The organism is Cupriavidus basilensis (assembly GCF_029335485.1).
Taxonomy (GTDB): Bacteria; Pseudomonadota; Gammaproteobacteria; order Burkholderiales; family Burkholderiaceae; genus Cupriavidus; species Cupriavidus basilensis_E.
The window spans coordinates 1-4,640 of the sequence record NZ_JARJLM010000231.1; the positions used below are offsets into that span (position 1 = coordinate 1).

Genomic DNA, 4,640 nt, shown 5'->3' on the forward strand with positions numbered 1-4,640 from the left:
CGAACTTGACCGCACGCCCGGCCCGGAGCCGTTCGCCGCACCCGTGCTCGATCAACACGGGGACATGGTCCGGGATGCCGCGGACAGGCTGGGGCGGGATGCCTGATTTCACCCATGGCGGCGCGGCCCCGCTGGTGACGAACAGCTCGGCTACCGCCGCGCCGCACAGCGCGGCAGTAGCGGATGCCTGCGACGCCCATCTGCATATCTACGACGCGCGCTTCGCGGCCATTGCACCGATTGTGGCGGATGCGACCGCGGAAGACTACCGCGGCATACAGGCGCTGCTCGGCACGAGCCGCGCGGTCGTGGTACAGCCGCGATGCTATTGGACCGACCACAGCTGTACGCTCGATGCGATCCAGCGGCTGGGCCCCGCCAATACCCGCGGCATTGCAGTGGTACGCCCGGATGTGACGGACGAGGCGTTGCACACCCTCCATGCGGGAGGTATCCGGGGCATACGCTTCTCCCTCTATACGGAGGCGCATGCCGTCGTCGGCTTCGAGATGGTGGAGCTGCTCGCCAACCGCGTGGCCGAACTCGGCTGGCACCTGCAACTGCATTGGACCGCCGACCAGATCGCCGCGCATCGTGGCCTGCTGTCGCGGCTGGGCACGCCGCTGGTCTTCGATCACCTGGCCCGCATGCCGCTCCCCGGAGGAACGGCACACCCGGCGTTTGCGGTCGTGTCCGAGCTGCTGGATCGCGGCAAGGCCTGGGTGAAGCTGTCTGGCGCCTACCTCGACTCCCTGGCGGGCGCCGCCCGGCATTATGCCGACGTCGATCCGGTGGCGAAGGCATGGGTGCGGGCTGCCCCGGAACGGCTCGTCTGGGGCAGCGACTGGCCTCACCCCACCGAGACGGGGCACAAGCCCGACGACGCCCTGCTGTACGACTTGCTTGCCCATTGGGCAGGTACCCGGGAGGCCCGCCGCAGGATACTGGTGGACAACCCTGCCTTGCTGTATGGATTCCAGGCCGCGTAAGCCGGCCAGACCAAAAGGAGACAATATGAGAAAGACCTTGCTGGGCCTTTGCAAAGGCCTGACGATCATGGCTGCCCTGGTGCCGCTCGGCGCCATCGCCTTCCCGGACAAACCGATCCGCATGGTGGTGCCCTATTCGGCTGGCGGCGGCGCCGACAATACGGCGCGCATCGTGGCGCAGAAAATGGGGGAAATCCTTGGGCAGACCATCGTGATCGACAACAAGCCGGGCGCCGGCGGTGTCATCGGCGCCGACGCGGTGGCGAAGGCCGCCCCTGACGGCTACACCGTGCTCTACGACGCATCGGCATTCGCGGTAAACGGTGCATTGCGCAAGCTGCCATTCGATCCGCTCGGGGACTTCATTCCGGTCTCGCTGGTGGTGACAGCGCCGCAGATCCTCGTGGTAGCCGCCAATGCCCCCTACAAGACGGTCGCAGACTTCATCGCCTCGGCGAAGAAGACGCCCGGCAAGCTGACCTACGCATCCGCCGGCGCCGGGACAGGATCGCATCTTGCCGCGGAGATGTTCAACGAGCAGGCGAAGATCGAACTGCTCCACATCCCATACAAAGGTGGCGCGCCAGCGCTCACCGATGTGATGGGGGGACAGGTCGCGACTTATTTCGGCAACTCGGCATCCACGCTGCAATACGTTGCCAGCGGCAAGCTCAAGGCGCTCGCGGTGACCTCCAGGAAACGGATACCGGGCTTGCCCAATACGCCAACCCTTGCGGAAAGCGGCATGCCGGACTATGAAGTGCTCGAGTGGAACGGCGTGTTCGTCCCCAAGGGCACGGCACAGGATCGCGTGCAGGCCATCGCGGCCGCCGTGCAGAAGGCGGTCGCCGATCCGGGCGTGCGCGCCAAGCTGCAGCACACCGGCGTGGACCCGGTCGGAAACGCTCCGGAAGCCTTCAAGCGCTTTGTGCAGGCCGAATCATTGCGCTGGCACGCACTTGTCAAGGCACGCGGGATCCGGGTCGAGTAGGACCGGCCCCGCCGGGCGGCATCGTGCCGGCTGGCGGGGACTCATCGCCGCCCTGCCGCGCGCGTTCGCTGGCCCCCTGCTGCAACGATAACTGCAGCGCCGGAATGGCAGTCAGGCGCCGCCAAACAGGGCCTTGGCCACCATGCCGAAGGACACCAGTCCGGCAACGACGGCGAAACCTTGCTGCAGCCGGGGCCCGCTGACGCGACTGGAAAAAACGCGGCCGAGCAGCATGCCGCCGAGGGCGCCAAAGGCGAACGGCAAGCCGACATGCCAGTTCATGCGCCCAGCCAGGGCGGTGGAAATGACGCCGGAGGCGGACACCAGGGTGATCACCGCGAGCGACGTTGCCACGATCGCGTGCATCGGTGCATTGGTTGCGCGCTTCAACGCCGGTACGATGACAAAGCCGCCACCGACGCCCAGCAGGCCGGACAGGAAGCCCGCGCCGATGCCGGAGGCCGCCAGTGCCCGCGTGCAGGCCGCGGTCCAGATGAAGCGGCCGCTCCCGCTGTCGAGCTGGCAGGGCTGCGGCGGCCCGGACGGCGCGGCGGCCTGGAGGGCTGGTGCGCTGGCTTGCCTGAGCATCCGCAGGGATACGAAGGCAAGCACGCCGGCAAAGAGCAGCGTCAGCGGCCGGTTCGGCAATCTATGCGCCAGCCACAGGCCCAGCGGCGAACAGATGGTGCCCGCCACCGCCATCAACGCGGCGGCGCGGTAGCGCACAATGCCCGCCCGCAAGCCGATCACGGCGCCCAGGGCTGCCGACACGCCGACCGCGAGCAACGCGATCGGACCCGCCTCGGCCATGCCGAGATGCAGCACGAACAGCAGCAGCGGAACGGCAAGAATGGCCCCGCCCGCGCCGGTCAGCGCCAGGATCAGCCCGACGACGCCGCCCAGCACGGCACTTGTTGCAACGACACTCTCCATTCCTCCATCCTTCCAATATGGCCCCTGGCCTGAATCTGTAAGGGCGCTCCCGCGCATCACGCGATAAGCCCAACCGGTGTAGAAAACAAGGATGGGCATGAAGATCGGCGTTGCCCGGAAATCCAAAGCCAGAGCGCCGCCAGCACAGCTCCTTCACTGCAATGACCGGCAGCAGAATGGCGCGGGAGCCGACGATCATCCGGGCTCAGGGCCATGAACCTATCAAGAACCGTGCCAGAGATCGCATCCGAAAAAAAGCACATCGAATCAGCGACTTGGCCTGCCCCCTTGCCGCGCGGCAGGGCGCCGACTGGCAGTGACTGGCAGCGCCTGGCAGTTTGGCAGACGCACTGGCAGGGCGCGGACCGCCTGGCCGGCGCGCTCAGGCCAGTCCGAGCGACTTCAGGCGGCGGTACAGCGTGCGTTCGCTCAGGCCGAGCGCCGCGGCGAGTTCCCGCCGCGTTCCCCTGAAGGCGGCGGCCTGCTGGCGCAACCCGGCTTCCGTGAGCACGGCGGCGGCGGCCGGCAGAAGCGGCGCCGGCGCCAGGGTCTGCCCTAGCCCGGGCGGCAACGCATCCGTGCGGATGACATCGCCCTCGGCAAACAGGCGGGCGCGCTCGAGGACGTTGCGCAGTTCGCGGATATTGCCGGGCCAGCGGTGGGCCTGCAGGCGGGCCATGGCCTGGGGATCGACGCTCAGCCGGTTCCTGGAGGCAACGCCGCGCTGGAGGATGGATTCCACCAGCATGGGGATATCGCCCAGGCGGTCGCGCAGCGGCGGCAGGTGCACGGGGAACGCGCTGATGCGGTAATACAGGTCCTGGCGGAACTGCCCTTCCTCCACCATCCGTTCCAGCGGCTTGTGCGTGGCCGCGACCAGCCGGAAATCGGCCCGCTGGGTATCCACGCTGCCAACGCGGCGGAACGTGCCGGACTCGATCAGCCGGAGCAATTTGACCTGCATGGACAGCGGCACGTCGCCGATCTCGTCGAGAAACAGCGTGCCGCCCTGCGCGGTCTCGACCAGGCCCTTCTTGCGCGCCATGGCCCCGGTAAAGGCGCCCTTCTCGTAGCCAAACAACTCGCTTTCGAACAGGGTCTCGGTCAGGCCGGAACAATCCACCACCACGAAGGGCCCGCTGGCGCGCTCGCTGGCTTCATGCACGGCGCGGGCAAACAGTTCCTTGCCGGTGCCGGACTCGCCAAGCAGCAGCACAGGCAGCATGGACGGGGCGACGCGCTGCACATCGGCCAGCGCGGCATTGAACACCGGCGAGCGCCCCACCAGGCCGTCCGCGCTCGGTTGCGCCGAAGCATTGCGCACGGTGCTGAGCCGCTCCACATAGGCCACCACCTCCCCTGCGCCGTTCAGGATGGGACGCAGTTCCACATCGACATGCGCGGGACCGCGCGGCGTGTGGTGGATGTGCAGCACGCGGTTCGGCCCTTTGGTCTCATGCGCCCGGCGCATGGGGCAGTGCTCGCCGGCCAGATCGCACGGCATGTCGTACTGGTGCGAGACGCGATAGCACTTGTGGCCGATATAGGGCCGGTCGACTGTAGCGAACTGGCGCTGGTAGGCCGTATTCGCCGCCAGGATGTTGTAGTCCGGATCGAGCACGATCATCGGCTGGGCGTCGTGCTCCAGGAAGGAAATCAGCGCCTGCACCTGGGCAGAGGAACGCAAGTCGCCAAGATCGGACATCGAAGCGGCTGCGTTTTGAGGG

Annotated in this window: 4 protein-coding genes; 2 read left to right on the top strand and 2 right to left on the bottom strand. The window is 67.5% G+C overall.

What is annotated here, in order from left to right:
- The first annotated feature begins 98 nt into the window (after window positions 1-98).
- Window positions 99-989: an amidohydrolase family protein gene (locus P3W85_RS13425; protein WP_276265142.1), complete on the top strand. Its 891-nt coding sequence runs from the start codon at window positions 99-101 to the stop codon at window positions 987-989.
- Between the two features lie 25 nt (window positions 990-1,014).
- Window positions 1,015-1,980, top strand: a complete 966-nt coding sequence (locus tag P3W85_RS13430) for a tripartite tricarboxylate transporter substrate binding protein (protein ID WP_276265143.1) — start codon at window positions 1,015-1,017, stop codon at window positions 1,978-1,980.
- Window positions 1,981-2,091: 111 nt separating this feature from the next.
- On the opposite strand, the gene P3W85_RS13435 is transcribed toward P3W85_RS13430, so the two are convergent.
- Both P3W85_RS13435 and P3W85_RS13440 read right to left on the bottom strand, forming a co-directional pair.
- Window positions 2,092-2,913, bottom strand: coding sequence for a sulfite exporter TauE/SafE family protein (locus tag P3W85_RS13435; RefSeq protein ID WP_035813879.1), 822 nt, complete (start codon window positions 2,911-2,913; stop codon window positions 2,092-2,094).
- 382 nt (window positions 2,914-3,295) lie between these two features.
- Complete coding sequence (locus P3W85_RS13440; protein ID WP_430869541.1) at window positions 3,296-4,618, bottom strand: sigma-54 interaction domain-containing protein; 1,323 nt, start codon at window positions 4,616-4,618, stop codon at window positions 3,296-3,298.
- Window positions 4,619-4,640 lie beyond the last annotated feature (22 nt).